26 protein-coding genes are annotated in these 24,800 nt (G+C 72.9%); 18 read left to right on the forward strand and 8 right to left on the reverse strand.

The window, feature by feature from the left end; all coding sequences use genetic code 11:
- Positions 1–78 precede the first annotated feature (78 nt).
- Positions 79–756: a response regulator gene (locus KGD83_RS03190; RefSeq protein WP_212642442.1), complete on the reverse strand. Its 678-nt coding sequence runs from the start codon at positions 754–756 to the stop codon at positions 79–81.
- Positions 753–2,201, reverse strand: a complete 1,449-nt coding sequence (locus KGD83_RS03195; RefSeq protein ID WP_212642443.1) for a sensor histidine kinase — start codon at positions 2,199–2,201, stop codon at positions 753–755. Before KGD83_RS03195 ends, KGD83_RS03190 begins: the two co-directional genes overlap by 4 nt.
- Positions 2,202–2,492: 291 nt before the next feature.
- Here KGD83_RS03195 and KGD83_RS03200 point away from each other — a divergent pair, with 291 nt between their 5' ends.
- Entirely contained in the window at positions 2,493–3,104 is a 612-nt protein-coding gene (locus KGD83_RS03200; RefSeq protein WP_249352105.1) for a hypothetical protein, read from the forward strand.
- Positions 3,105–3,260: 156 nt separating this feature from the next.
- Here the strand turns inward: KGD83_RS03200 and rraA are convergent, their stop codons facing one another.
- The gene (rraA, locus tag KGD83_RS03205; RefSeq protein ID WP_212642445.1) at positions 3,261–3,749 is read right to left on the reverse strand and encodes a ribonuclease E activity regulator RraA; all 489 of its coding nucleotides are present in this window, start codon (positions 3,747–3,749) and stop codon (positions 3,261–3,263) included.
- Positions 3,750–4,036: 287 nt separating this feature from the next.
- On the opposite strand from rraA, the gene KGD83_RS03210 reads away from it, so the two are divergent.
- The 5 genes from KGD83_RS03210 to KGD83_RS03230 all read left to right on the forward strand — a co-directional run bounded on the left by KGD83_RS03210 (position 4,037) and on the right by KGD83_RS03230 (position 8,439).
- Positions 4,037–4,726, forward strand: a complete 690-nt coding sequence (locus tag KGD83_RS03210; RefSeq protein ID WP_212642446.1) for a phosphatase PAP2 family protein — start codon at positions 4,037–4,039, stop codon at positions 4,724–4,726.
- A 239-nt stretch (positions 4,727–4,965) separates the two neighbouring features.
- Entirely contained in the window at positions 4,966–6,261 is a 1,296-nt protein-coding gene (gene hemL, locus KGD83_RS03215) for a glutamate-1-semialdehyde 2,1-aminomutase (protein WP_212642447.1), read from the forward strand.
- 55 nt (positions 6,262–6,316) lie between these two features.
- Positions 6,317–6,952, forward strand: a complete 636-nt coding sequence (locus KGD83_RS03220; protein WP_130395470.1) for a histidine phosphatase family protein — start codon at positions 6,317–6,319, stop codon at positions 6,950–6,952.
- 224 nt (positions 6,953–7,176) lie between these two features.
- Positions 7,177–7,275 (forward strand): 30S ribosomal protein bS22, encoded by a 99-nt coding sequence (locus KGD83_RS03225; RefSeq protein WP_013155353.1) that lies wholly within the window; start codon positions 7,177–7,179, stop codon positions 7,273–7,275.
- 225 nt (positions 7,276–7,500) lie between these two features.
- Positions 7,501–8,439 (forward strand): NAD-dependent epimerase/dehydratase family protein, encoded by a 939-nt coding sequence (locus KGD83_RS03230; RefSeq protein WP_212642448.1) that lies wholly within the window; start codon positions 7,501–7,503, stop codon positions 8,437–8,439.
- A 274-nt stretch (positions 8,440–8,713) separates the two neighbouring features.
- Here KGD83_RS03230 and KGD83_RS03235 read toward each other — a convergent pair whose 3' ends face one another.
- Positions 8,714–9,502, reverse strand: coding sequence for an HAD family hydrolase (locus KGD83_RS03235; RefSeq protein ID WP_212642449.1), 789 nt, complete (start codon positions 9,500–9,502; stop codon positions 8,714–8,716).
- A 248-nt stretch (positions 9,503–9,750) separates the two neighbouring features.
- Here KGD83_RS03235 and KGD83_RS03240 point away from each other — a divergent pair, with 248 nt between their 5' ends.
- From KGD83_RS03240 to KGD83_RS03260, 6 genes are all read left to right on the forward strand, one after another.
- Entirely contained in the window at positions 9,751–10,896 is a 1,146-nt protein-coding gene (locus tag KGD83_RS03240) for a putative quinol monooxygenase (RefSeq protein ID WP_212642450.1), read from the forward strand.
- 253 nt (positions 10,897–11,149) lie between these two features.
- Positions 11,150–11,848 (forward strand): LmeA family phospholipid-binding protein, encoded by a 699-nt coding sequence (locus KGD83_RS03245; protein WP_212642451.1) that lies wholly within the window; start codon positions 11,150–11,152, stop codon positions 11,846–11,848.
- 215 nt (positions 11,849–12,063) lie between these two features.
- Entirely contained in the window at positions 12,064–12,402 is a 339-nt protein-coding gene (locus KGD83_RS03250; RefSeq protein WP_212642452.1) for a TlpA family protein disulfide reductase, read from the forward strand.
- A gap of 98 nt (positions 12,403–12,500) precedes the next feature.
- On the forward strand, positions 12,501–12,587 hold the full coding sequence (locus tag KGD83_RS29200; protein ID WP_352983320.1) for a putative leader peptide: 87 nt from the start codon (positions 12,501–12,503) through the stop codon (positions 12,585–12,587).
- 435 nt (positions 12,588–13,022) lie between these two features.
- Positions 13,023–13,868, forward strand: a complete 846-nt coding sequence (locus KGD83_RS03255; protein ID WP_047868423.1) for a sulfurtransferase — start codon at positions 13,023–13,025, stop codon at positions 13,866–13,868.
- Positions 13,865–14,170, forward strand: coding sequence for a DUF1416 domain-containing protein (locus KGD83_RS03260; RefSeq protein ID WP_212642453.1), 306 nt, complete (start codon positions 13,865–13,867; stop codon positions 14,168–14,170). Before KGD83_RS03255 ends, KGD83_RS03260 begins: the two co-directional genes overlap by 4 nt.
- A 117-nt stretch (positions 14,171–14,287) precedes the next feature.
- On the opposite strand, the gene KGD83_RS03265 is transcribed toward KGD83_RS03260, so the two are convergent.
- Entirely contained in the window at positions 14,288–14,776 is a 489-nt protein-coding gene (locus tag KGD83_RS03265) for a hypothetical protein (RefSeq protein WP_212642454.1), read from the reverse strand.
- Between the two features lie 451 nt (positions 14,777–15,227).
- Between KGD83_RS03265 and KGD83_RS03270 the strand changes: the two genes are divergently transcribed.
- The 4 genes from KGD83_RS03270 to KGD83_RS03285 all read left to right on the forward strand — a co-directional run bounded on the left by KGD83_RS03270 (position 15,228) and on the right by KGD83_RS03285 (position 20,463).
- The gene (locus KGD83_RS03270) at positions 15,228–17,372 is read left to right on the forward strand and encodes a hypothetical protein (RefSeq protein ID WP_394358087.1); all 2,145 of its coding nucleotides are present in this window, start codon (positions 15,228–15,230) and stop codon (positions 17,370–17,372) included.
- Between the two features lie 91 nt (positions 17,373–17,463).
- Entirely contained in the window at positions 17,464–18,720 is a 1,257-nt protein-coding gene (locus KGD83_RS03275) for a MurT ligase domain-containing protein (protein ID WP_212642455.1), read from the forward strand.
- A gap of 10 nt (positions 18,721–18,730) precedes the next feature.
- Complete coding sequence (locus KGD83_RS03280; RefSeq protein ID WP_013155343.1) at positions 18,731–19,441, forward strand: type 1 glutamine amidotransferase; 711 nt, start codon at positions 18,731–18,733, stop codon at positions 19,439–19,441.
- Between the two features lie 101 nt (positions 19,442–19,542).
- On the forward strand, positions 19,543–20,463 hold the full coding sequence (locus KGD83_RS03285; RefSeq protein ID WP_212642456.1) for an NADP-dependent oxidoreductase: 921 nt from the start codon (positions 19,543–19,545) through the stop codon (positions 20,461–20,463).
- A 52-nt stretch (positions 20,464–20,515) separates the two neighbouring features.
- Here the strand turns inward: KGD83_RS03285 and KGD83_RS03290 are convergent, their stop codons facing one another.
- Positions 20,516–20,923, reverse strand: a complete 408-nt coding sequence (locus KGD83_RS03290; protein WP_212642457.1) for a helix-turn-helix domain-containing protein — start codon at positions 20,921–20,923, stop codon at positions 20,516–20,518.
- Between the two features lie 322 nt (positions 20,924–21,245).
- Here KGD83_RS03290 and KGD83_RS03295 point away from each other — a divergent pair, with 322 nt between their 5' ends.
- On the forward strand, positions 21,246–21,920 hold the full coding sequence (locus KGD83_RS03295) for a DUF4352 domain-containing protein (protein WP_212642458.1): 675 nt from the start codon (positions 21,246–21,248) through the stop codon (positions 21,918–21,920).
- Here KGD83_RS03295 and ygfZ read toward each other — a convergent pair.
- Together ygfZ and KGD83_RS03305 are read right to left on the reverse strand one after the other, a co-directional pair.
- Positions 21,917–22,939, reverse strand: coding sequence for a CAF17-like 4Fe-4S cluster assembly/insertion protein YgfZ (gene ygfZ / locus KGD83_RS03300; RefSeq protein ID WP_212642459.1), 1,023 nt, complete (start codon positions 22,937–22,939; stop codon positions 21,917–21,919). The two genes, KGD83_RS03295 and ygfZ, sit on opposite strands and share 4 nt — an antisense overlap.
- 334 nt (positions 22,940–23,273) lie before the next feature.
- Positions 23,274–23,810, reverse strand: a complete 537-nt coding sequence (locus KGD83_RS03305; protein ID WP_212642460.1) for a nitrobindin family protein — start codon at positions 23,808–23,810, stop codon at positions 23,274–23,276.
- Positions 23,811–24,020: 210 nt separating this feature from the next.
- Between KGD83_RS03305 and KGD83_RS03310 the strand changes: the two genes are divergently transcribed.
- Positions 24,021–24,794, forward strand: coding sequence for a GIDE domain-containing protein (locus KGD83_RS03310; protein ID WP_212642461.1), 774 nt, complete (start codon positions 24,021–24,023; stop codon positions 24,792–24,794).
- Positions 24,795–24,800 lie beyond the last annotated feature (6 nt).

Consider the following 24,800-nt stretch of genomic DNA (forward strand, 5'->3'; position numbering starts at 1 on the left):
CCAACGTCCCGGGCCGGGCCCGACGCACGCGTCGGAGGGCCCTCGCGGGACCGGGCCCGTCCGGCCTCGGAACGCGACCTAGCCGTCCCGGCGCTCCCGTACCCACAGGGCGAGCCGGGTGCGGTCGCGCAGCCCGAGCTTGCGCAGGATGCTCGTGACGTGGTTCTTGGCGGTGCCCTCGGTGATGAACAGGGCCCGCGCGACCTCCCGGTTGGTGGCGCCCGTGCCGACGAGGCGGGCCACCTCCTCCTCGCGCTCCGACAGCCGGGGCGCCTCCCCGTGCCCCGAACGGCGGGACGGGTCCGCCGCGGGGGCGGTGGAGGGGCCCTCGCCCAGCGCGGCGACCAGGAGTTCGGCCGCCGGACCGCCGAGGACGGTCTCCCCCCGGGCGACGCGGCGGATCGCCGACACCAGTTCCTCCGGCGGCACGTCCTTGAGCAGGTAGCCGCGCGCTCCGGCCCGCAGGCCGCCGAAGACCAGTTCGTCGTCGTCGAACGTGGTCAGGACCAGGGCGGGCACGTCCGGGTACTCCGCGCGCATCCGCCCGACGAGGGCCACCCCGTCCATGCGCGGCATGCGTGCGTCCACCAGGGCCACGTCCGGGAGCGGGTCGGCGGCCGACAGGAACTCCAGGGCCTCGACGCCGTCCGCGGCGTCGCCGACGACGTCGACGCCCTCCTCGATCTCCAGCAGTTTGCGCAGGCCCTGCCGCATCAGGATCTGGTCGTCGACGATCAGGACCGAAACAGTGGTCAAGTGGTGCCCCCAGCCGTGCCGTGAACAGTCTCCCGCGTACCGGCGTCCGCGGGAACCTCCGCGCGGAGCCGGAAGCCCGGGGAACCCGCCGGGGACGGGCTCCCCGGCGCCGCGCCCTCCCGCGTGCGCTCCCGACGGGCCGGGCTCCCGTCCGCTCCGTCCTCACGCGTCCGGCCCTCCGGCGCCGTGTCCTCGCGGGCCGGGCCCTCCACTGCGGTGCCCTCCCGTGCCCGGTCGGCCGCGCACACGTTCCCGCTGAGCATCGTCCCGCCGACGGCCGCGACCCTTTCGGACAGGCCCCGCAGCCCGAACCCCGCGTGCACCGCCGCCTCCGCCGCGCCGCCGCCGTTGTCGGTCACCGTGACCGCGACCCCGTCGGCGCGGGTCAGCACCTCCACCTCGACCATGTCGGCGCCCGAGTGGCGCAGCGCGTTCGTCAGGCCCTCCTGGAGCGCCCGGTAGCAGACCAGCTCGGCCTCCTCCGACAGGTCGGGCCAGACCCCGGTGCCGGTGACCGCGAACCCGATCCGGATGCCCCCGCCGTCGAAGGAGGACGCCAGCGCCCGCATCGCGGCCAGCCCCGCACGTCCCTCCAAACGCAGGGGCCGCAGCGCGCGCACCCAGCGCCGGGTGTCGGTGAGCGCCTCCCGGGCCAACGCACGGGCCTGCTCCACCTCCTCCCACGCCGCGTCGGGCCGAGCGGTGCGAAAGCGCAGCGCGTTCGTCAGCGACATGGTGAGCGCGGTCAGGTAGTGGCCGGTGCTGTCGTGCATCTCCCGGGACATGCGGGCGCGCTCCTCGGCCACGGTGAGCTCGCGGATGCGCTCGGAGCGGCGGCGCAGCTCCCCGTGGGCCTCCTCCAGCGCGACCAGGAGCTCCCGCGTGCGCTCGGCCCGCCGCGCGGCCACGGTCAGCCCGAGGAACACCGTTCCCGACGCCGCCACGATGAACAGCAGGATCACCCCGGCGAACAGCCCCACCGCGAACGGCAGTCCGGGGACCACCAGGGTCAGGCCGACGCTGAACACGAGCACGGCGGAGCCGTAGCCGATGCCGCCCGGCAGCCCGAACACGGCCACCGCGTTCATCGTGCCCACGCACAGCAGCAGGAAGGTCGTGTGGTTGCTGCTGAGCATGCAGAGCACCGTGAGGACGAGGAAGGCGGCGCTGACCGCCCTGCGCGGCCACGGGGACGCCGGGGACCAGGCCAGGAACGGCCACAGCGCGCAGCAGAGCAGCAGGACGCCGACGCTGATGAGCACAGCGGTGTTGGCGACCGGATCGCCGCCGTGGAAACGCATCTGCCCGCTCAGGAACAGCAGGGCGTAAAGGCCGAGCGTGAGCGCCACCGCGCCCCAGAACAGCAGTTTGAGAACGCGGGGCGGACGGTTCTCGTGCAGCGTGACCCAGGAGGACGGGTCGGTCGCGGAGCCGGGGGTGCGCATTCCTCCGAGCCTAGTCGGGACGACCCGGTGCGGACCGTCGCGGGAGGTCATGGTCGGGGGCATGTCAGCACCATGACCTCCGGCACGTCCGGTTCCCGGGAAACGCGTGACCGCACCGTGCCCCGCGGTCGATGCGGTCCCGGAAACCCTTTTCCTAGTGTTGTGCCACGAGAACGGCGAGGGAGAGGAAGAAAAGGAATGAACGGCACGGAGAATCCGGCGGAGGCGAAGAGGGAAAGGCCCCGCGTTCCCCTTTCGGGAATTCTCGTCACGGCGGCCTCGGTCGCCCTCATGGCCCTCGTCTCCTGGACGGCCTGGCCCGAGCTGCCGGGGACGGTGCTCAGCGGACGCACCAACCTGGACGGCACCCCCGACACGGTCCCCCGGGTGGTGCTCGCGCTGGCCCTGCCCCTGACGACCGGGCTCCTGGCGGTCGTGCTGTCGGCCGCCGTGGTTTACGGAACCCGTCTCCAGAACGGCCTCCAAGACGCGCTGGGGCTGCCGTCGGCGTCGACGGCGCGGAGCGCCGCGCGGGGCATGAACGCCCTCCTGTGCCTGCTGTCCCTGTTCCTGCTCGTCACGCACGGCGTGCTCGTCCTGGGCCAGGCCGGGTGGGACCTCCCGATCAGCCGGGTGCTGGGCACGGCGACCGGGCTGTTCCTGGTCGGTGTCGGCGCCGCCCTGCCCGCGCCGGATCCCGGAGCGGACCGCGACCGGCCCGTGGTCCGCTGGTGGTCGGCCGCGCACCGCCTCATGAGGAGCGGGTTCGTGCTGGTCGGCCTGGCGCAGGCGGCGGTCGTACTGCTCGTCGACAACACCCTGGTGTGGCTCCTCGTCCCGCTGCTGCTGCTCCCGGCGATGTGCGCGGCCGTGGTGCTCCCGCTCCTGCGCGGCCGGGCCTGAGCGCGCGGAGGCGGGGCGGGCGGGAAGGCGTAGGCAAGGCCCCGGAGCCCGCCGGGGGCCGCTGAGGGTCCGGCGGGAAGCACCGGGGAGGCGTCGGGGACGCGCGGAGGAGGTCATCTCGGAGACCTCCTCCGTTCGCCTCCGCTTGGCCCGGCGTCAGATCCGGATCTCCTCGGCGTTCACCACGACACCGTCCTCGTCGCTGTAGAGCCACTCGCCCGGCGTGAACGTGACGTCGCCGAAGGCCACGGGCACGTCCAGGCGGCCGGCGGCGTCCTTGAGGGACTTGCGGGGGTTGGAGCCCAGCGCCTTCACGCCCAGGTCCAGCCCCGCCAGGGCGCGGGTGTCGCGGACCGCGCCGAAGATCACGGTTCCGGCCCAGCCGTTGGCCACGGCCGCCTCGGCGATCATGTCGCCCATCAGGGCGGACCGCAGCGAGCCGCCGCCGTCCACCACCAGGACCGCGCCGTCGCCCGGGGTGTTGAGGACCTGCTTGACCAGGCCGTTGTCCTCGTGGCACCGGACGGTGCGGATCCGCCCGGAGAACACCGCGCGCCCCCCGAACCGGCGGAACTGCGTGGAGCAGCTTCGCAGGGTGTCGCCGTGGTCGTCGATGAGGTCCGCGGTGGTGAAGTTCGAGGTCATCGGGGCTCCGTCTCTGGAGGGCGGATGGGCACCGCCGGGAGGGTGGACACCCCCAAGCTACTCATCGGTACGCCGGGCCTCCGGTGCGGCACGGCCCCTCCTTCGGCGGTGCCCTCCGTCTCTTTCGTCGGTACGGCCGTTTCGCGGGTCCGGGAGGCCCCGGTTGATGACAGGATGAAGGCTTTCATGTCACCGAATCATGGGATTCCCGTCACCCCCGGACGGGACGTCGCCCAGATCATCCCCCCTGCGCGCGATCCTCCCCCTGAGCGACCCAATGGAGAGAGATGGTCTCTGAGATCCTCGCCGTCAGCGCCGCCTGGTCCCGGGCCCTGATCGAGTTCACGGCGGACCTGGACCCCTGGGTGCAGAGCGTCGCCTACGTGGGCACCGACCTCTTCCTCGGAGTGTTCGCGGTCCTCTTCCTCGCCGCCTGGTGGCGCGCCCGCTCCCTGGACTCCCGTCTGGTCGGCCTTGCCCTGTTCGCCCCCGTCGCCACCGTCGTCGCCTACGCGGTCAGCCGCACGGTGAAGACGTTCTTCGAGCAGATGCGCCCCTGCCAGGCCATGACCGACCTGACCACGATCGCCACCTGCGACCCGCTCGGCGACTGGTCCTTCCCGAGCAACCACGCCGCGATCGCGGGCGCCGCCGCCGCGGCGCTCATCCTGGCCTGGCGCCGCATCGCCGTCCTCGCCGTGCTGCTCGCCGTCCTGGAGGCCTTCTCCCGGGTCTTCGTCGGCGCCCACTACCCGCACGACGTCACCGTCGGCCTCCTGGTCGGCGCCACCGTCGCGGCCCTGGTCTCCCTGGCCGCCTCCCGTCCGATGACCGCCCTCGTGGAGCTGCTCGCCCGCGACGACCGCCTGCGCCCGCTGGTGCGCGCCGAGCGGCCGGACACCCCGGCCGCCCCGGACACGGGCGCGCCGCCCCCGCCCGACGCCCCCGCCCGGGACGGCCACGCCGCCCGGTACTGAACCGGCTTCCGTGTGCCCCGTCCCTATCCCCGGGGGCGGGGCACAAGCGTGTGCGGGGCACGGCCGCACCTCCCCCCATCGCTACCTGCCGCTCGGGCGCCGGAACAGGGCACACGTGTGCCCGACCGGCCCGGATCCGGGTCGCCGAGAGACGCACGTGTACGCGCCCGACGCCGGGTCCTCGGCCGACGCGGGCGGGTCATGGTCCCGGTACCGGACACAGCTGACACACTGGTGAGGTGGGTACTCAACAGACTTCCGCAGAGCTTTTCCAGCGTGCCTCCGCCGTCGTGCCCGGCGGCGTGAACTCCCCCGTCCGCGCCTTCGGCGCCGTCGGCGGCACCCCGCCCTTCTTCGTCAAGGGCGAGGGCCCCTACCTCACCGACGCCGACGGCCGCCAGTACGTCGACCTCGTGTGCTCGTGGGGGCCGCTGATCCTCGGCCACGCGGCCCCCGCCGTCGTCGAGGCCCTCCACGGCGCGGTCGACGCCGGGACCTCCTACGGCGCGCCGACCCCCGGCGAGGTCGAGCTGGCCGAGCTCATCGTCGAACGCACCCCCGTGGAGAAGGTCCGCCTCGTCAACTCCGGCACCGAGGCCACCATGTCCGCGATCCGCCTCGCGCGGGGCTTCACCGGGCGCAGCAAGATCGTCAAGTTCGCGGGCAACTACCACGGCCACGTCGACGCCCTCCTGGCCTCGGCCGGTTCGGGTCTGGCCACCTTCGCCCTGCCCGACTCCCCGGGCGTGACCGGGGCCAGCGCCGCCGACACCCTCGTGCTGCCCTACAACGACCCCGGGGCCGTCGAGCGCGCCTTCGCCGAGCACGGCGACGAGATCGCCTGCGTCATCGCCGAGGCCTGCCCCGCCAACATGGGCGTCGTCGCCCCCCGGGACGGGTTCAACGCCCGGATCAAGGAGATCGCGCACGCCAACGGCGCCCTCCTCATCCTCGACGAGGTCCTCACCGGCTTCCGCGTCAGCGCCTCGGGCTGGTTCGGTCTGGAGGGCGTCGCCCCCGACCTCATGACCTTCGGCAAGGTCATGGGCGGCGGCCTGCCCGCCGCCGCGTTCGGCGGGCGCGCCGAGATCATGGACCGCCTCGCGCCGAACGGGCCCGTCTACCAGGCGGGCACCCTGTCCGGGAACCCGCTGGCCACCGCCGCCGGCCTGGCCACCCTGCGGGGGGCCACCCCCGAGGTCTACGCCCGCATCGACGAGGTCTCCGCGCGGGTGGCGGCAGAGGTCTCCAAGGCGCTCGGCGAGGCCGGGGTCGCCCACCGGCTCCAGAACGGCGGCAACCTCTTCACGGTGTTCTTCACCGACCAGGAGGCCGTCGACTTCGACACCGCGCGCACCACCGACACCGCGGTCTTCTCCGCGTTCTTCCACGCCATGCTCGACCAGGGCGTGTACCTGCCGCCCGCCGCCTTCGAGGCCTGGTTCTTCTCCGCCGCGCACGACGACGCCGCCGTGGACCGGGTGGTCGCGGCGCTGCCCGGGGCGGCCCGCGCCGCGGCCGAGGCCCAGGGCTGACGCCCAGGGCCGGTACAGCCCCGACGCCCACGACCCCGAAGGAAAGACACACACGATGACGACGACCACCGTCGTGCACCTGCTGCGACACGGAGAGGTGTACAACCCCGGCAAGGTGCTCTACGGAAGGCTCCCCGGCTTCCACCTCAGCGACCGGGGCCAGCAGATGGCGGAGATGACCGCGGAGTGGTTCGAGGGCCACGACATCGCGGCTCTGTTCTCCTCGCCGCTGGACCGCACCCAGGAGACCGCCGTGCCACTCCAGAAGGCGACGGACCTGCCCGTCACCCTGGACGACCGGCTCATCGAGGCGGCCAACAAGTTCGAGGGAATGAGCCTGTCGCGGCGGTCGGTACGCGATCCCCGGGTGTTCAGCCGGGTGTACAACCCGTTCCTGCCGTCCTGGGGCGAGCCCTACTCCGAGATCGTCACCCGCATGGTGGAGGCCGTCAAGGTCGCCCGCCGGGCGGCGTGGGGCCGCGAGGCGGTGTGCGTCAGCCACCAGCTGCCGATCTGGATGACCCGCCGCGCAGCCGAGGGCAAACGCCTCTGGCACCGTCCCGACCTGCGCGAGTGCAATCTGGCGAGCGTGACGTCGCTGACCTTCAGCGACCAGCGGCTGACCAGCGTCAGCTACGCGGAGCCCGCCGCCGTCCTGTACAAGGACGAGCCCGCACTTCCCGGGGCGTGACCCGGAGCGCGCACCCGTAACGGTAGGCTGGAGCTTCGGGTGCGGTAGGTGCGCGCTCTCCAGCGCCGGACCCGGGGGACACCACCCCGGTCGCACCGGCCGATCCGGTCCCCGGGCACGCAGGTGTCCGAACGGCTCCGGTGACCGCATCCGAGCCCCTTGCCGGTTTCCACCGCCCAGCGGTGCGGCATGTCCGTAACCTCCGTCAGCGAGAAGGTGATCCCATGGGTTCCGTCATCAAGAAGCGCCGCAAGCGGATGGCGAAGAAGAAGCACCGCAAGCTGCTCAAGCGCACGCGTGTCGCGCGTCGCAACAAGAAGTAGGACCGGTAGCGGCGAACGTCGTCTCTCCGCGGGCGCGGGCGCGCTCCAGGCACGCCCCGGACGCGGAGACACCGCCGTCCTTGCCCGGCCTTTGCCGGAGCTATGGAATTTTCTGGGTGAGGCGCTGTTGTGTCTCACGGGTCGCGGTCGCCGGTTCACCCCCCGGGTGAACGGTCCGCGGGCCTGCCGGAACAGCTCCCGTCTCCTCCCAAGGAACGTGTCGCCATGGTTCGTGTCGTACTCGTCACCGGGGTTTCCACACCCCTGGCCGCCAGGGTCGCGCAGACCCTGAGCGAGGAGCCCGGGGTCCGCCGGGTGATCGGTGCCGACTCCTCGCCACCGCCCACGGACGCGCCGGGCGTCGAGTACGCCCATGTCGACCTGCACGACGGGAGCCTGGACAGGATCGTCGCCGACTCCGGCGCCGAGCTCGTCCTGCACCTGGGCCTGGACACCGCTGGCCGTCCCAACCGCGAGGACAACGTCCTGGGCACCATGCGGGTGCTCGGCGCGGCCCAGCGCTCCACCACCGTCCGGCGCCTGGTGGTGCGGTCCAGCGCCACCCTGGACGCCGACGACGCGGCCGAGGTCGAGCGGCACACCCGCGGCCTCCAGCGCCGCCGCCCCGACCTGTCGGTGGCCGTCCTGCGCTTCGCCAACCTCATCGGCCCCTCGGTGAGCACCCCGCTCACGCGTTACCTGGACTCGCGGTTCGTGCCCACCGTGCTCGGCAGCGACCCCGACGTGCAGTTCCTGCACGAGGACGACGGCGCCGAGGCGCTGGTGCGCATGGCGCTCAGCGACGGCACCGGGTTCTTCGACGTGGCGGGCGAAAACTCGGTCCGCCTCTCGCACTGCCTGCGCCGCGTCGGCGGCCAGCGGCTCCCCGTCCCGGCGCGCGGCCTGCGGGTACTGCGCGGCCTGGCCAAGCACGGCCGGATCGACTACGCGAGTTCCAGCACCTCCCGCGCCGTGCGCGCGGGCCTGGACACCTCGGGAATGCACACCGACTCCCTGGAGCGGGTGCTGGACTGGTCGCCCGCATACAGCTCGGTGGAGGCCTTCGAGGCCTACGCGGGCAGCCGTCGCGGCACGTCCCCGCGCGGAGGCGGTCTGCGGCCCGTCCACGTGCTCGCCCTCGCCAGGGCCACGCTGGGGCGCTGAGGGATCTCCGGGCGGCCCCTGGTGCGGCCCACGGTGTGAAATGCCCGGAAAACGCACCTGAGGGCTTTGTGGGCGGCATGGCGTGTTTCGGGCATCTGGACCCCCTTGATCCACTCCACCAGCCGGTCACCCGCCGGCGCCACGCCCACGCGTGACCTGTGGACGACTCCGGTCCCGGTCCCTTTCCCGTGCGGCGGTCCCCTCGACGGCGCGGGTACCCCGCCCGCCCCTGGCTCTTCCGGCCTCCCGGCTCCCGGCCTTCGGTCCGCCCGGCTCAGCCGGTCCGTCTCTGTCTGACCGCGCGCAGCGCCACGGCACCGGCGACGGCGCCCACCGCGGCCGGGACGGCCACCCGCAGCGCGTTCCGGTGCCGCCGGAAGTCGTGCACCGGCCACCCGTGCGAGCGGGCGTACCTGCGCAGGTCGGTGTCCGGGTTGACCGCGTGCGGGCGCCCCACCAGGGACAGCAGCGGCAGGTCGTTGGAGGAGTCGCTGTAGGCGGAGCAGGAGGCCAGGTCCCAGCCCTCCCTGCGGGCGAGGGCGCGCACGGCCACGGCCTTGGCCGGACCGTGCAGCAGGTCCCCGTTCAAGCGTCCCGTGTACACCCCGTCGACGCACTCGGCCTCGGTGCCCAGCGCGCCGGTCAGGCCCAGCCTCCGCCGGATGATCTGGGCCAGCTCCACCGGTGTCGCGGTCACCAGCCACACCGGCCGCCCCGCGTCCAGGTGCCCCTGGACGAGTGCCCGGGTGCCCTCCCAGATCCGGTCGGCCATGGTGTCGTCGTAGATCTCCTCGCAGAGCGCGACGAGGTCTTTCACGTCGTGTCCGGCCACGAACGCCAGCGCGGCCTCGCGCGCGGCGTTGATGTGCTCGGGCTGCTCGCTGCCGGTCACCCGGAACACCGTCTGCCCCCACGCGAACCGCATCAGGTCGCGGGTGGTGAACAGGTCCCGGGAGGCCAGGCCCCGGGCGAAGTGGTAGATCGACGCACCCCGCATCAGGGTGTTGTCCACGTCGAAGAAGGCGGCCCCGCGCGCGTTCGGGGACACGGCGTCGTGTGACACGGTTCTCTCCTGGCTTGGGTGGGGGAAGCGGCCCTTCCGGTGTCGGGGCGGCGCTCCCCGCGTAGTGCGAGCCTACGGCCACCCGCGGGCAGGGTGGAGCCACTGGGATGCGGTGGCAAACCTGGTGATGAAGATCACAGTGTAAATCCCCGTTGTGGCCTCCACTCTGCGGGATCGTCGCCCACACTGGCCCCGCGAATCTGCATCGAGTGCACATCCACCCGCTAACGTGCAGCATCATTGTCGGGATGGTGACGGTAGGACTGGCATTCATAAGCGCGTTGGTGGGCTGGAGCGCCACCGCCGCGCTCGCCGCGTACGCCCAACGCCGTCCCAGTGTGGCCGCGGTCGGATGGCTCGTCGCCGCACTGGGTACGACGGTCGGCCTCAGCGCGGGCGTGATCGGCGCGATGTTCGACTTCGGCGGGCTCACCTTCCGGCTGCTGCATATCGGCATCAGCCTCCTGGGCCCGCTCTACACGGCCTGGGGCGCGCTGGAGTACGGCGTCCGCTCGCCCCGCGGCCGGTTCACCTCGCGGCTGTTCCTCAGCGCGTTCACCATCGTCCCCCTGGTGGTGCTGTCCGTCGACCGGGTGGGCACCCGCTTCGACGCCTCCTACCCCGCCATGGGCGACCACTACGACCTCATCCCGCGCTCGCTCGTCAACCTCACGCAGGTCCTCGTCGCGGTCTTCCTCGTCTCCGCGCTCGTCGCGGTCGCTCGACGCACCTCCGAGCACCGCCGCACCGACCTGACGGTGCTGGGGCTGGTCGGCCTGGCCGCGCTGCTCTCCGTCGTGGTCGGCCGCTTCGGCCTCGGCTTCGGGGGGCCGCTGCTGATGCTCGGCGCCGTCGCCGCGCTGTGGGGGGCCGTCGCCATGGCCGCGCGCCCGCGCCGCGACCCCTACGACGACGATGACGACTACTACGACGACTACGACGACGGGGGAGCGGACCCCGACGACGAACTCCCGGAGGAGCCCGTGCGCCGCAAGCGTCGCCAAGCCGACCCCTACGACGACTACTACGACGGCCCGCCGGTCCGCCAGGCGCCGCCCGGCAAGCTGCGCGGCGTCATCACCATCTACACCCTCGCCGACCAGCAGGGCCCGGGTTTCGACCGCATCGCCGACGCCCTCGTCGCCCAGGTCTCCCACAGCGAGCCGGACACCCTGCTGTTCGCCTGCCACACGGTGCCCAGCGCGCCGCTCCAGCGCATCGTCTACGCGATGTACCGCGACGAGCTGGCGCAGGAGGAGCACGAGCAGCAGCCGCACGTCCTGGAGTTCGCCCGCCTCAGCCCCCAGCACGTGGTCGCCACCAACGTGATCGAACTCTCCCTCGCGGGCGCGGCGGCCAGCGACGGCCTCGCCGCCATGCTGATGCCCCGCTGAGCCAGGGCCCGCAGGACCCGTCAACGGGGCCGCAACGCCCTGTTTCCGCCCCGCGAGACGTCTCGAACCGGTCTAGTTGTCCATCCGGGACAAACCGGTGGAAGGCTCCGGGCGTCCAACCTGTGGTGAAGTAGCCTTTCCGACAGGTTTCCATGACCGGCGCCCGTCGGGCGCCGATGGCGTGTGACCACGACCGGCGGGACGAACCAGCCGAGAGCGCGCCGGAACGAAAGAAAGTGTGCTGGGATCTCCGATGCGTAAGTTCCTCGTCGTTCTCCTGATCCTCCTGGCGGTCGCCGTGGTTGCGGCCGACATCGGGGCGCGCAGCTTCGCGCAGAACATGGTCGCGAGCCAGTTGGCCCAACGGCTCCAGATGGCCGAGGAACCGGATGTGGCCATCGAGGGCTGGGCCTTCCTGCCGCAGGCCGTCAGCGGCACCTACTCCGAGGTCAACATCACCGCCGCCTCGGCGACCATGGACAGCATCACCGTCGAGCAGATCGACGTCACCGCCACCGAGGTCGACGCTCCCCCCGCCGACCTGCTCGACCAGCCGACCGTGGTGGCGGGGCAGCTGGACGGCTCCTTCACCGTCCCCTACTCCTTCTTCAACGCCTACCTCCCCGAGGGCATCACCATCACGACCGAGGGCGGCGAGCCCCGTATCACCGGTGAGCTGGCGTTCCCCGAGTTCGGCATCAGCACCTCCGTCAACGCCGGCGGTGAGTTCTCCGTCGAGGGCGACACCGTGACCGTCACCCCCGTCGACGTCCAGGTGGGCGACGCCCCCGTAGACCTCAGCGGCATGGCCGCGACCATGCTCACCTTCAGCGCCCAGGCCCCGCAGCTGCCGTTCGGCATGACCGTCACCGACATGGAGGCCACCTCCAGCGGCCTGCGGGTCACCGGCACCGGCTCGGACATCCCGCTCATGGGCGCCGACGCGGTCTGACGCCGGTCCCGGCCGCCCCGCGGCGGCGCCGTCACGGTCCTTTCCGGACGGTACGGTCGCGGGGGCCGGACCGCACGCCCGTCGCCGGACGCGCGGTTCGCGCCGATCCGCACCGGGGCGCGCGGACCGCACCGGGCCGACGGGCGGCCCGCGCACCGGGAGCGACAGCCGCAGAACCGGAGAAGAAGAGGACACGCGGGGGAAGGGGAAGCGCCATGGCGCGACAGGACGCGGACGCGGCGGGCGACGCGCTCACCGCGGAGGAGGTCGGCGCCCCGCTGGGGGAGAGGGCCACCCTCGTTCAGTTCTCCACCGCCTTCTGCCAGCCCTGCCGGGCGACCCGGCGCGTCCTCGACGAGGTCGCGGGCATGGTCGACGGCGTCGCGCACGTGGAGGTGGACGCCGAGTCCCGCCTCGACCTCGTCCGCCGCCTGGACGTCACGGGCACCCCCACCGTCCTGGTCCTGGACGCCTCCGGCCGCGTGGTCCGCCGGGCGGCGGGCCAGCCCCGCAAGGCGGACGTGATCGCCGCGATCGGCGCCGCCGTCCTCTGAACCGTTCCCCCCCCCGGACGCCCCACCCGGGCGAGCGACCTCTTTGTGATCCAGCACACCAGTGACAAACGCGTAACACGGCCTGTAGCGTCTTCGGTGTGACCTCTTTGACGAGCGCGTATCTGACGAAGCGACGGGCAGTGGACTTCTGCCGCGTCGCCGCCGCGCTCTGTCTGTGTCCCTAGGGCGGACGGGCCCCGGAGCCCACGCCCCCTCCGTGCGACTGGTTCTCGTCTTCCGTGTACGCATCTGGGGACAACACACATGCGGGTCGACCCTCACGGGCAGTGCCTCGCGCCTGCCCTGACCACTTCCGTACCAGCCGGAGCCCCGGCAGCCGCCGACCTTCGCGTCCCCGGCCGCCGCGCTCCGTCCTGCGCGGACGAGGTGGCCGGGAGGGTCCGGCGACCGCTCCGCAGCCCGCTGTCCGCGTTCCCCGTACGCCCGGAATCCGGCGTGCCCCGACTTCCCGGAGCGCGTCCGGCGGCCCCGGCCCATGCCGGAACCGGGAACCCCGCACCGCTTCGCAGACTTTCCGCATCCCCCGCTCCCGGGACGGCAGCCCCCGGCAGCACCGATCCGCACACGCGACACCGCACAAGAAACACAGGAGGTTCCCCATGAGCCGCTCCGACGTCCTCGTGGACGCCGACTGGGTGGAGGCTCACCTGGACGACGCCGACGTGGTCCTGGTCGAGGTCGACGAGGACACGTCCGCGTACGACAAGGGCCACATCCCCGGCGCCGTCAAGATCGACTGGAAGACGGACCTCCAGGACCCCGTCCGCCGCGACTTCGTGGACCGCACCGGTTTCGAGAAGCTGCTGTCCGCCAAGGGCATCGGCAACGACGACCAGGTCATCCTGTACGGCGGCAACAACAACTGGTTCGCGGCCTACGCGTACTGGTACTTCAAGCTCTACGGCCACACCAACGTCCGCCTGCTGGACGGCGGCCGCAAGAAGTGGGAGCTCGACTCCCGCGAGCTCGTCAAGGACGTCCCCGAGCGGGCCGCCACCCAGTACACCGCCCAGGAGCAGGACGCCTCCATCCGCGCCTTCCGCGACGAGGTCGTGCAGGCCATCGGCACCAAGGACCTGGTCGACGTGCGCTCGCCCGACGAGTTCACCGGCAAGCTGCTCGCTCCCGCGCACCTGCCGCAGGAGACCTCGCAGCGCCCGGGCCACATCCCGACCGCGCGCAACATCCCGTGGGCCAAGACCGCCAACGAGGACGGCACCTTCAAGACCGCCGACGAGCTGCGCGAGCTCTACACCGGCGCGGGCGTGGACCTGGACAAGGACATCATCGCCTACTGCCGGATCGGCGAGCGCTCCTCGCACACGTGGTTCGCCCTGCACGAGATCCTGGGCCTGGAGAACGTCAAGAACTACGACGGTTCGTGGACCGAGTACGGCTCCCTCGTGGGCGTCCCGGTCGAGCTGGGGGAGGCCGAGGCCAAGTGAGCGACAGCTGCGGAGCGCCGGTCGGCGGGGTCGCCCTCGCCGACGTCGACGCCGGGAACCAGGCGGTCATCCAGGGCACGGTCACCCGTGACGGACAGCCGCTGAGCGGGGCCTACGCCCGCCTGCTGAACGACTCCGACGACTTCGTCGGAGAGGTGGCCACCGGCGAGGAGGGCACGTTCCGCTTCTTCGCCGCCGACGGCTCCTGGAAGGTCCGCGTCCTCGCCTCGAAGGGCTTCACCGGCGAGTACGCGGTGCGGGCCGAGGTGGGCAAGGTCATCGACCTCCAGGTGCAGGCCTAGACGGCCGAGCGACCTCAGGCGTACGCGGGGCGCCGGTGCCGACGGGAGACCGTCCGGCACCGGCGCCCCGCGCCGTTGCGGACCCCGTCCATCTCGGGGATCCGTTCTCCGGACCCCTCAGTCCGGGGTCTCCTCCCGGGCCTCCTCCGCGAGGGGGAGGTTGAGCTCGACGGCGGTGGCGGTGCGCCGCAGGCGCAGGAGGCGGTAGGGCACCACGCCCAGCAGGTAGGGGACGAACATCCCCGCAAACAGGGCGAACAGCACGCGCATGGCCACCGGGGTGCCTTCGTCCGACGCCCATCTGAGCATGTTCGGAAGCTGGATCGCCATGACCAGGCACAGGGTGACCGTCTCCCACGGGTTCTCCCAGCGCCGGTGTTCGGCGCGCGCCCGGTGGCACACGAGCCGGGCCGTGCGCGGGTCGTCCACCGCGTGGCCCCGCCGCACCGCTCTTTTGACCCTGCGCCGCTGCTCCCGGTCCGCCCTGGACCACATCTCATCCTCCGCGGACCAGGCGGAGGGCGGCCAGAGCTGGTGTCCGTTGCGGCGGCGCCACCGGCGGCTCATGACCGCGGAGGCGATCAACATCCCCAGGCCGACGACCATGAGGGCGAGAAGCGCGGCGTACAGGTAGACCTCGGGAATGGGGGGTCACTCCTCGGAAAGGGGGCGTCCTCTCTTCTTCTGTCCCCCTTCCCCTGCCCCCGGGGGAGGCGCTGACACGGCGGTGCCTCGCCACCGGCTTCGGAACGGGCGCGGTCCCTGGGAGCGGGAACCGGGGCGCGCGGCCCCTCGGCCTCCACGGGGTCCGCGACGCGTTTTCCACAGGTCCGGGGCGGGGCTGGAAAGCGGTGCGCGCTGCTGCTTGACTGAGATCGACGGCCTTCCACCCGCGCCCACCGGCACCCTCCCGTGCCCGTGACCGGTTCCGGCGGGGCCGTGACGAGCGCGGCGGGCGGGTGACGGCATTCCGCCCACACTCCGGCCCGGGCCGGAGCCCCGCGTGACCGAGTCCCCGGCCGCCCCCCGCGACGGCCGGTCAGGAGGTGTTCGGACGGTGCCCAACCCCCGTTCGGGAGGAGCGTCCCGAGGAGAGGCCGGACGTACCTATGTCGGCTGGCGGCACGCCGTGCTCCTGCCGCCTCCCGGACCGGCCCCGCGGCGGCCGACCCCGGCCGACGCCGAAACCGTCAGCGAGGAGTGGATCGCCGCCCAGCGCGACAGCGAGGCCCAGACCAACCGGCCCCTCTACTTCGCCCTGGCCGGACTCCTCCTCCTCACCCTGCTGCTGCCGCTGCTGTGGACCCTGCGCATCCTCCCCGGCAGCTTCGCCCTCGGCGGCGTGTTCGCCTGCGCCGCCATCGCCGCGCCCATCGCCTTCGCCCTCGTGCAGAGCCGCCAGGTCGTCGCCGACCGGCTGCGCAGGGCCAGGGAGCGCCTGGCCGCCGAACGCGACGAGCGCGACCGGGTCCTGCGCGAACAACAGCACGAGCACGCCCGCAGGTACACCGAGTGGCAGGCGGCCTCGCGGGCCTACGAGGCGCAGCCGCTCTGGTACGGGGTGACCGTCCCCGCCGACAGGGGCGCCGTGGTCGTGGTGGGCGGGGACGACGCCGGATGGTCGGCGCTGCTGGCCACCGTCGGGGTCTCCCGCCTGCGCGAGGGCGGCGACCTGACCGTGGTCGACCTCACCGGGCACTCCGTGGCCCGCGAACTCGTCCGGCTGGCCCGCCGCTGCGCCGTGGCCCCGCGCCGGTGGGTGCTCCCCGCCGACCTGCCCCGGATGACGCTGGGCACCAATCTGGACGCGGGACAGCGCGCGCGCATCCTCTCCGCGGTCGCGTCGGCCTCCGGCGGCACCGCGGAGGCCGACGCCGACGAGACGCTGCTGCTCCGTCTCCTGGAGGTCCTGGGGCCGCACGCGGGGATCGCCGAGCTCATCGGCGGCCTGCGCGCCCTGCTCACCCCAGAGGAGGACGCCGCCGAGGACGACCCCGCGCTCGCCCTGCTCACACCGGGGCAGCGGGCCCGGGTACGGGAGCGCTGCGCCGACGGACCGCACATCGGGGAGCGGGCCTGGGAGCTGGAGCGCCGCCTGAGCCCCTTCGAGGCCGTCGGTACCCGGGCGGACGACAACGACTACGCACAGGTCAAGATCATCTCCACCGACCGGGCCTCCGGTGAGACCGCCGCGCGCGTCTACGGCACCTACGCCGTGTCCGCGCTCAGCGAGCTGCTGGAGGCGCCCGAACCCAGGAACGCCGACGGCAGACGCCCACGCGTGCGACCGGACCGCACCCGCACCGTCGTGGTCTGCGGCGCCGAGGCCCTCCCCGAAGGGGAGGTCGACCAGGTCCTCGCCGCGGCGGCCGAGAGCGGGGTGGAGGTCGTCCTGATGTTCCGCACGGCCGCCCCCGCCGCGCTCGCCCGGTTCACCGACCCCGCCTGCCTGCCGGTGGTGATGCGTCAGAACGGGGATTCGGCGGAGGCCGTCGAACGCGCCGCGGCCTCGGCGCCCGGTGTCGCCGGGCACGACCCCGGCGGGCTGCGGGTGCACCGCCTCACCGAGGCGGTGGGCGGGGCCGTGGGAGGCGCGGCCACGGGCGAGCCGGAGGACCCCGACGCCGAGGTGGAGGCCGACGACCGGTTCTTCCCCTCCCCGCACACCGAGTCCGGCGCGGTGATCCGCAACGCCGCGGCGGCGATCGCCCCCCTGGACCTCGTCCGCCATGTGAGATCCGCCACCGCGTGGGGGCGGGCCACCCTCCAGGAGGCCGGAACCGGCGGGACCGCCGCCACCGGGGACGACGGTGCGGCCCCCGGACGCCCCTGCGGCCTGGACGCCGATTCACTGCGCGGGCTCCCCGCCACGGCCGCCGTGGTCCTGACCGCCGACGGTCCCGTGCTGGCCGACACCAACCCGGGTATCCTCACCCTGTCCACGGCCACACTCGCCACGGTGGACGACTCCCGGAACACCGGCGACGCACCGGGCGTTGGAGGCGGTGGCGCCGTGGCCGCGAGGGGGCGCGGTACCGGAGGCGGCCGCCCCCGGGGCCCGACCTCGGATCCCCACGCCCCGACCGACACACCCGACGGCACCGCCGCCTCGGACGGCTCCCCCGCAGCGACGGGGACCGTGGACGACGGGGTGCCGCCCAACCTCGGGCCGCCGCCCGAGAGGTTGGACTGGCGGGTCTGACCCCGGGTGGACACTAGGCTTGGCCCGACACACCGCCCGCCGCCTCCCAGGAGCGAACGGCGCGGGCGGTCCAGCACTTACTGGAGAGTAGATGAGCGAGCTTCCCCTGCGCGCCCAACTGGCATCGGTTCTGGGAAGGAGCGCGGCCAGCCTGTCCCGTGCCACCGGACGCGGAGACGGCTCCGTCATCGGCGGCCGGGTGGCGCTCAAGGTCGAACCCGACCTGCTCGCCAAGCTCGCCCGGGGCCGCAGGCTCGCCCTGGTCAGCGCCACCAACGGCAAGACCACCACCACCAGGCTCATCTCGCACGCCCTGCGCGAGTTCGGCGACGTGGCCACCAACGAGCACGGCGCGAACATGCCCACCGGGCACATCACGGCGCTGTCGAACAACCAGTCCGCCGTCAACGGCGTGCTGGAGGTGGACGAGAAGTACCTCCCGCAGGTGCTGCTCGCCACGCAGCCCGCGTTCGTGGTGCTGATGAACCTCAGCCGCGACCAGATGGACCGCGCCTCCGAGATCAACCTGCTCGCCAAGAAGTGGCGCATCGCGCTGGGCAAGAGCAACGCCCACGTCATCGCCAACGCCGACGACCCGCTCGTGGCCTGGGCGGGTCTGGGCGCGCCCAACGCCACCTGGGTGTCCGCGGGACAGCGCTGGAAGGAGGACTCCTGGTGCTGCCCCGAGTGCGGCGGCCACCTCAAACGCGACGTGGACCCGCACTGGGCCTGCCCCGAGTGCGGACTGGCCCGCCCCGCGACCACCTGGGCGGTGGACAACGCCACCGATTCCCTCCTCACCCCGGAGGGCCAGAGCATCAGGCTTCGGCTGAACCTGCCCGGTGACGCCAACCGCTCCAACGCCGCGATCGCCGCGGCCACCGCCGCCGGGTACGGCATCCACCCCGAGCGCACCGTGGAGCGGCTGCGCGAGATCACCTCCGTCGCGGGCCGCTACACCTCCGTGGTGACCATGGGCGTCGAGGTGCGGCTGCTGCTCTCCAAGAACCCCGCCGGGTGGCTGGAGTCCTTCGCGGTCCTCGACCCGCCCCACACCCCGGTGATCCTCTCGGTCAACGCGCAGGTCCCCGACGGCAAGGACACCTCCTGGCTGTGGGACGTGGACTACACCGTCCTGCGCGGGCGCCGCGTGTTCGTCATGGGCGAGCGCCGCACCGACCTCGCGCTGCGCCTGGAGACCGACGGCGTGCGGTTCGAGGTGGCCGACCGGGTCGACGAGGTCCTGGGCCGCATCAAGGCCGACCAGCCGGACATCACCAAGGTCGACCTCATCGCCAACTACACCGCCTTCCAGCAGATCCGCACGGCGTACGGCCGCGTCCAGTAGGGAGAAACCCATGACGAACACCAGCGCCCTGCGGATCGTGTGGATCTACCCCGACCTGCTGAGCACCTACGGGGACCAGGGCAACGTCCTGATCCTCAAGCGCCGCGCCGAACTGCGCGGCATCCCCACCGAGATCGTGCACGTCCACTCCAGCGACTCCGTACCCGAGCAGGGCGACATCTACCTGCTCGGCGGCGGCGAGGACCGGCCCCAGATCCTGGCCGCCGAGCGCCTGCGCGCCGACGGCGGCCTGGCCCGCGCCGCCGCCCGCGGCGCCTGCGTCTTCGCGGTGTGCGCCGGGTACCAGATCATCGGTGAGACCTACGGCGACGACGAGGCCAACCCGCTCCCCGGCGTGGGCATCCTCGACATCCGCAGCGGCCGCGGCCAGACCCGCGCCGTCGGCGAGATCGTCGCGGACGTGGACCCGGCCCTGGGCGTGGGCCGGATCACCGGCTTCGAGAACCACCAGGGCCGCACGGCCATCGGCCCCTCGGCCCGGCCGCTGTCCACCACGGTGCGCGGCATCGGCAACGACGACCGCACCGAGGGCGCCTACCAGGGCCAGGTGCTGGGCACCTACCTGCACGGCCCAGCCTTGCCGCGCAACCCGCAGCTGGCCGACCTCCTGCTGCGCTGGCGCGTGGGCCAGGTGGCCCCGCTCGCCCCCTCCTGGGGGGAGCGCCTGCACGACGAGCGCCTCGCCGCCGCGATGCGCTGAGACCGCGCCCCCGGGGCCCGACGGGTGCGTCTTGCGTCCCGTCGGGCCCTGAGCGTTCCCACGCACGGAATGAACTCCGGGACGCGACCGCTGTTGTGTGCATGAAGGCAATCGCACTACAGCAGTACGGATCGGCCGACGACCTCGCCCTGGTGGACCTTCCCGACCCGAAGGTCGCCCCGAGCGAGGTCCTCATCCGGGTACGGGCCGCAGGGGTCAACCCCGTGGACTGGAAGCTCGCGGCGGGCGGCCTGGACGCCCTCTTCGAGACGGACTTCCCGCTCATCCCCGGCTGGGACGTCGCCGGTGTCGTCGAGGCGGTCGGACCCGACGCCCACGAGTACCAGGTCGGTGACGAGGTCTACGGCTACGCCCGCAAGGACTGGGCCAAGAACGGCACCTACGCCGAGCTGGTGTCGGCCAGCGTGCGCATGCTCGCGCCCAAGCCGCGGTCGCTGAGCTGGCAGGAGAGCGCCGGTGTCCCGCTGGCGGGCCTCACCGCCCTGCAGTCCGTCGAAAGGGCGGGGATCGGCTCCGGTGACACGGTGCTCATACACGCCGCGGCGGGCGGCGTCGGAGCGTTCGGCGTCCAGATCGCCGTCGCCCGCGGCGCACGCGTCATCGGTACCGCCAGCGAGCGCAACCACGACTTCCTGCGCTCCCTGGGCGCCGAGCCCGTGGTCTACGGGGACGGCCTGGTCGACCGCGTCCGGGCGCTGGCCCCGAACGGCGTCGACGCGGTGCTCGACTTCGTCGGCGGGGGAGTGGCCGAGGAGCCGGTGCAGCTGACGGGCGGCCCCACGCGGATCGTGTCCATCGCGGACCCGGACGTCCAGGAGCTGGGCGGACACTGGCTGTGGGTGCGACCCGACTCCGAGGACCTCGCCGAGCTGGCGCGCCTGGCCGACGACGGCAAGCTGAGCGTGCACGTGGACCGCGAGTTCCCGCTGGCCGAGGCGGCCGAGGCCTGGCGCCTGAGCCAGGCCGGACGCACCCGGGGAAAGATCGTCCTCACCGTCTGACCGGCCCCGACCCGTCCGACGGGCCCGGCCGGTGCGGCCGGGCCCGTCGTTCTCACACGGCGTCGCGCTCATCCGCGGAGGCGTCGGCCCCCTCCCCGGTTGCAGTCGCGGCAGCGGCGTCGCTTCCGGGGATGTCGAGCGTGACGCTCAGCGGACCCTGGTCGACCCTCAGGTGCAGTTCGCCGCCGATGGCGCTGATGTAGGACCGCAGGAGTTCCAGGCTGTCGATCCGCCCGTGTTCGATCTGGGAGATCCGCGCCTGGCTCACCCCCATGACCTGGGCGACCTCCTTCCGGGTCCTCCCGCTCTCCTTGCGCGGGGAGGAGAGCGCGTAACCCTGACGCTCGGCTTCGATCCGGGCGGTTTCCGCATCGGCGATCTCCTGTGCCTCCGCGGAGGTAAGCCAGGGGTTGAGCTTTTCAGCCTCTGCCTGGATCTCCCGCCAGCTCCGCCCTTTCATTCCCGTATGTCCTCTCACCACGGCAGGGCATCGAACGGCATCACACCGGAGTGGAGCTGCCGACTGATCTGAGGCGTCACCTTTCGATCACCTCCAGTATCAGGTGTTCCATTCCAGAGAGTACGGGACTCACCACAAGCGGTACGGGGGGTCGGAACTGGATCGGCCGATGACAGGGACCGGCCGTCAATCAGATCCAGCATGACCAGGGCGAAGGCGTCTCGGGGCGGAATGAACCGCGGGTGCCGTGCGTCACACCAGCATGGGCAACAGAGGCCGTCACCCGCCACCGTCCAGAGGGCCCGGCGCCGTCGTACGGGCCTTGGCCGCACCCGTCGCCGTCCTCCTGGCCGGAGCCGGGTGCGTGGCCACCGTGGTCTCGCTGGAGCGCGCCCCGCTCCCCGAGGCCCGGCTGGTCCTGGAACGGTCGGAACCGGAGCCCGGCACCGCACAGGAGCCCGCCACACCGGGCCCCTCCGCGCCGGACCCCGGTCCAGCGGATCCCACCGTGCCCGAACCGGCCCCGCCGGATCCCACCGCGCCGGAGCCGAGCCCCGAGCAGCAGGAGCCGCCCGGGGGCGGGGCGGAGCCCGATCCGCAGCCGGTGCCGCCGGAGTCCTACAACGGGGCCTCCGCCGTCTTCGACACCTTCCTGGTGGAGGTGGAGACGGCCTACACCGACACCAGCGTCACCGACGGGATGGGGTCGTCCGCAGTCGCGCCCCCGGACTCCGAGTACCACGTCTACCGGCTCGAAGTCACCAACCAGGGCTCCTCGCCCGCGGTCTTCGACACCTACGGGACCATCGGCGTGACCACCGAGGGCCTGGAGTACGCCAACGACGTAGACGCCGAGATCGTCGTGGCGTGGGACTACTTCTGGGACGAGATCAACCCCGGGGAGAGCGTCACCACCCACATCCTGTTCCTGGCGCCGACCGGGACCGAGTTCGCCGAGGTCCACATCGGCGGACGTAGCCTCCTCGAACCGGATTAACGCGGACGGCGGCGCAGCTCGATCTTGGCGTTGGCGCCCGTGTCCGGGTCCACCACGACCTCCTGGCCGGCGGCGATGCCGTCCACCACCAGGTCGGCGTCGGTGGGGGCCGCGCGCTTGACCACGCCCAGGGCGATCGGACCCAGCTCGTGGTGGCGCGCCGACGTGCCCACCCGGCCCACGGGGCGCCCGTCCAGCTCGATGGGGGCCCCCGCCTGCGGCAGGCGCTCGGCGGTGCCGTCCAGGTGCAGCATGACCAGGCGGCGCGGCGGACGGCCCAGGTTGTGCACCCGCGCCACCGTCTCCTGGCCCGGGTAGCAGCCCTTCTCCAGGTGTACCGCGCGGCCCACCCAGTCCACCTCGTGCGGGATGGTGCGGTCGTCGGTGTCCAGCCCCGCGCGCACCCGGTGCTCCGCGATCCGGTTCGCCTCGTAGGCCCACATGCCCGCCGGGCGCGCCCCGGCCGCCGTGAGCGCCTCGGCGGCCTCCACGAGCCGTTCGGCGGGCAGGAACAGGTCGGTCTCGCCCTCGGCCGCGCGCACGGGCACGTCACCGAGCGAAGCGGCCTCCACGGCCTTGGCGCGGTCCGGACCGAGCACGCTCAGCACCGCGCGGGAACCGCTCAGGTCCTCCACCTCGACGCGCAGCATGAACCGCATCGAGTCGAGGAACCCCGCCAGCTCCGCGCCGCCCTCCGGCTCGGTGTGGATCCAGGTGGCCTCGCCGTCGTCCACCAGCGACAGGTGGTGCCGCAGGTGCCCCTTGGTGTCCAGGACCAGCGCCTCGGTGGCTGTGCCCGGGGCCAGGCCCCGGGTCAGCTGGCTGGTGAGGTCGTTGAGCCAGCCCAGGCGGTCGGGACCGGTGACCCGCACCACGCCCCGGTTGCTCCGGTCGACCCACGCGCTCGAACGTTCGACGGCGCGCCCCTCGTGCGCGGGGTCGCCGTAGTGCGCGGCGACTCCGGCGTCGGGGGACTCGGCGCTCACGGCGCCCGGTGTGCTCAGCAGCGGCGAAGTCATACCAGCGAGACTAGTCGGCCCGCCAAGGGAGCGGAAACGCCGTCCCCACCTGCGGTTTCGCGCACAGGAAAAACATTTGCCCCGCCCTTGGGGCGGGACGTAGTGTCGGAGGCACGCAAGAAAGGAGGTGGTCCAAGAGATGGTTGATCTTAGGACTGGCGAGGTGGCCGTCCGCTAGGACGACGCTCGCGTTCGCGCGACGTCGTTCGCAGCGAATCCCAGACGGACACCCGGACCCCGGGCCGCCGGAACTCGTCCGACCGGCCCCGCCCCAGCGGCGGGAGCAGCCCGGGGTCTGCCCATGCCCGGACCGGACCCGGCCACTCGGCCCCGACTACTTCGAGCCGACCCTCTTGAGCTGCGCCGACATGTACGAGCGCAGGCCGTGGCCGCGCGCGGCCAGGTCCCAGGCGTACCCCAGCGTCTCCCGGTTGTCCCCGAACAGGCCGTACAGCCGGTGCGAGGCGGTCGCGTCGATCCCGGTCTCGGTGTGCACCACCGCGTCGGTGGACATCTCCACCCGGTTCGCGAACACGTTGCCCAGGTACACCTCGTTGAAGCCCTCGGGGTGCGCGATCAGCACCTCCAGGTGCACGACGGGCTCACCCTCCTCCGGCTCGGCGCCCGTCTCGGGCCGCACCCGCCAGTAGCCCGACTCCTCGGTGACCAGCTCACCTCGGGTGCCCTCCGGGTTCATCCGCCAGGCCCTGCTCGTGAAGGTCAGGTAGGGCAGGCCCGCGCTGTGCGCGAACTCGATCTCCTGGCCGAACTGGAACTCCTCCACGTCGGCGTAGCCGGCGACGCCCACGCCCTCCCAACGGCCGAGCAGGAAGGACAGTTTCGCCAGATCGGGGTGTACCTCAGCGTCCATATCACCAGAGCGTAGCGGCGGCTGGAAGCGGCGGTGACCGCCGACGGCGCACCGTGGCCCGCGCCACTCCCCGGCCCCGGTCTGGACATGCCCAATTGGCCCCGCTTTCCCGGAGAACTGGTAAAGATTGTCAGCAGCGCGGTGCGGCCACGGGGCGTGTTCTGCCGACCGCGTCCAAGACCTCCGACGTGTTCTCCAAAGGGGCGGCCTGTGTTACTGGTGATCGGTTCGGCGCTGCTCGTGGCCGCGGTGGTCCTCCTCCCCCTGACCGTGATCGCCCTGCGGCGCTGGCTGCGTCAGCGGGGGCTGGCCCAGCTGCGCCCGGGTGTGCTGGCGGCCAGGGAGGGGCAGCGCGTCACGCTCACCGGTGTCGCCGCTCCCGGTCCCGGCGGCCCCATCTCCTCCGGCCTGGCCGGCGCCGAATGCGTCTGGCACGGCCACGAGGTGCTGCGCCACTACTGGCCGCTCAACCGCGACCCTTCCGAGGGCGCGGTCCGCGAACGGGCCTGCGACTCCATCGCCGACTACGGTTCCGAGGACCTGTTCGGCATCGTCGCCGAGGGCCGCCCCGGCGACGGCGACCGGATCTTCGTCGACCCGGGCGACACCGAGCCGCGCGGCGCGGAGCTGTGCCTCAAGCGCGTGGTGGGGCGCCCGCAGCCGGGTGTGGCCTCGCCCGCCGACGACCTGCTGCCCCGTGTGCGCGGCCGCATCTCGGGCGTCTTCCGGGGCGAGACCATCGAGTTCGAGTACCGCGAGTGGGTGATCCGGCCGGGCGCCCGCATCCGCGTCACGGGCCTGGTCCAGGTGCGCGAGGGCCGCGTGGTCCTGGCCGCTCCCGAGGACGGGACGCTCGGCATCGAGCACGGTGTGGACGACCAGCCGGTGCGGGTCTCCCCGCGCCGCACCGAGGCCCTGGCGCTCACCATCGCCTTCGCGGTCTGCTCGATCGCGGGCGCCGTGCTGACCGCCGCCGCGCTCTGAGTAGGC

Source organism: Nocardiopsis akebiae (assembly GCF_018316795.1).
GTDB lineage: Bacteria > Actinomycetota > Actinomycetes > Streptosporangiales > Streptosporangiaceae > Nocardiopsis > Nocardiopsis dassonvillei.

Excerpts from the sequence above, each read along its gene's own strand:
- KGD83_RS03195 (WP_212642443.1), bottom strand. The coding sequence starts at position 2,201 with ATGCGCACCCCCGGCTCCGCGACCGACCCGTCCTCCTGGGTCACGCTG.
- KGD83_RS03200 (WP_249352105.1), top strand. The coding sequence starts at position 2,493 with ATGGCCCTCGTCTCCTGGACGGCCTGGCCCGAGCTGCCGGGGACGGTG.
- rraA (WP_212642445.1), bottom strand. The coding sequence starts at position 3,749 with ATGACCTCGAACTTCACCACCGCGGACCTCATCGACGACCACGGCGAC.
- KGD83_RS03210 (WP_212642446.1), top strand. The coding sequence starts at position 4,037 with ATGGTCTCTGAGATCCTCGCCGTCAGCGCCGCCTGGTCCCGGGCCCTG.
- KGD83_RS03220 (WP_130395470.1), top strand. The coding sequence starts at position 6,317 with ATGACGACGACCACCGTCGTGCACCTGCTGCGACACGGAGAGGTGTAC.
- KGD83_RS03225 (WP_013155353.1), top strand. The coding sequence starts at position 7,177 with ATGGGTTCCGTCATCAAGAAGCGCCGCAAGCGGATGGCGAAGAAGAAG.
- KGD83_RS03230 (WP_212642448.1), top strand. The coding sequence starts at position 7,501 with ATGGTTCGTGTCGTACTCGTCACCGGGGTTTCCACACCCCTGGCCGCC.
- KGD83_RS03240 (WP_212642450.1), top strand. The coding sequence starts at position 9,751 with ATGGTGACGGTAGGACTGGCATTCATAAGCGCGTTGGTGGGCTGGAGC.
- KGD83_RS03245 (WP_212642451.1), top strand. The coding sequence starts at position 11,150 with ATGCGTAAGTTCCTCGTCGTTCTCCTGATCCTCCTGGCGGTCGCCGTG.
- KGD83_RS03250 (WP_212642452.1), top strand. The coding sequence starts at position 12,064 with ATGGCGCGACAGGACGCGGACGCGGCGGGCGACGCGCTCACCGCGGAG.
- KGD83_RS03255 (WP_047868423.1), top strand. The coding sequence starts at position 13,023 with ATGAGCCGCTCCGACGTCCTCGTGGACGCCGACTGGGTGGAGGCTCAC.
- KGD83_RS03265 (WP_212642454.1), bottom strand. The coding sequence starts at position 14,776 with ATGGTCGTCGGCCTGGGGATGTTGATCGCCTCCGCGGTCATGAGCCGC.
- KGD83_RS03275 (WP_212642455.1), top strand. The coding sequence starts at position 17,464 with ATGAGCGAGCTTCCCCTGCGCGCCCAACTGGCATCGGTTCTGGGAAGG.
- KGD83_RS03280 (WP_013155343.1), top strand. The coding sequence starts at position 18,731 with ATGACGAACACCAGCGCCCTGCGGATCGTGTGGATCTACCCCGACCTG.
- KGD83_RS03285 (WP_212642456.1), top strand. The coding sequence starts at position 19,543 with ATGAAGGCAATCGCACTACAGCAGTACGGATCGGCCGACGACCTCGCC.
- KGD83_RS03290 (WP_212642457.1), bottom strand. The coding sequence starts at position 20,923 with ATGAAAGGGCGGAGCTGGCGGGAGATCCAGGCAGAGGCTGAAAAGCTC.
- ygfZ (WP_212642459.1), bottom strand. The coding sequence starts at position 22,939 with ATGACTTCGCCGCTGCTGAGCACACCGGGCGCCGTGAGCGCCGAGTCC.
- KGD83_RS03305 (WP_212642460.1), bottom strand. The coding sequence starts at position 23,810 with ATGGACGCTGAGGTACACCCCGATCTGGCGAAACTGTCCTTCCTGCTC.